The sequence below is a fragment of the Acetonema longum DSM 6540 genome, from assembly GCF_000219125.1.
Classification (GTDB): Bacteria; Bacillota; Negativicutes; order Sporomusales; family Acetonemataceae; genus Acetonema; species Acetonema longum.
Genome location: NZ_AFGF01000272.1, coordinates 1 through 859, shown reverse-complemented (window position 1 = coordinate 859; position 859 = coordinate 1). Strand labels below are relative to the sequence as shown.

1 pseudogene is annotated in these 859 nt (G+C 46.1%); it reads left to right on the top strand.

The window, feature by feature from the left end:
* Positions 1-131: 131 nt before the first annotated feature.
* Positions 132-859 (top strand): annotated as a pseudogene (locus ALO_RS23375) (IS3 family transposase); the annotation flags it as partial.

Here is an 859-nt window from a genome sequence, read left to right as displayed (position 1 = left end):
ATGGATGGGTTACAGTAAGTTGGACAGAAAAAATAAGGGCATGTAGAATAAAGATATTAAGCATAAAGGAGCGGATCTCTACAGTGTCCAACCAAGGCCGACGTACATTTACCCCGGAATTCAAAAAGCAAATGGCGCAGCTCTATGAAAATGGGAAGTCAAGAGCAGCGATTGCGGCGGAATATGACCTGACTCCATCGGCTTTAGACCGTTGGATCAAACAAGCCAAGACCAGCGGCTCCTTTAGAGAGAAGGATAATCGCTCAGCGGAAGAAAATGAACTCATCGCCTTGCGTAAAGAGCTTCAACAGCTCAAGATGGAGAACGATATCCTAAAGCAAGCCGCGCTGATCATGGGACGAAAGTAGCTATCATCAAAAACAACTGTGATAAATACTCGGTATCAGCAATGTGCGACGTCCTGCAAATCGCCAGAAGCACCTTCTACTATGAAGCGAAAGAACCGACCAAACAAGAAGGACTCACAGCAGCGATTGTCAAGATTTTTCACCAGAATCGTAAAGCCTACGGTACCCGAAAGATCAAGGTCAAACTCTGGGAGCAAGGATTTATCGCATCCAGGCGGCGCATTGGGCGCATCATGAAGGAGCAAGGACTAGTCTCTACCTATACCATCGCTCAGTATAAGCCCCATAAGACGACCTGTAACGAGGCAAAGACAGCCAATGTTCTTGATCGCAAGTTTGAACAGACACAAGCAAAACGCTTTGTTGTCAGTGATCTGACCTATGTGAAGGTCCAAAACAAATGGCACTACATTTGCTTACTGGTTGACCTGTTCAATCGAGAAATCATTGGTTATAGTGCAGGCCCCAACAAGGATGCTACCTTGGTTGCC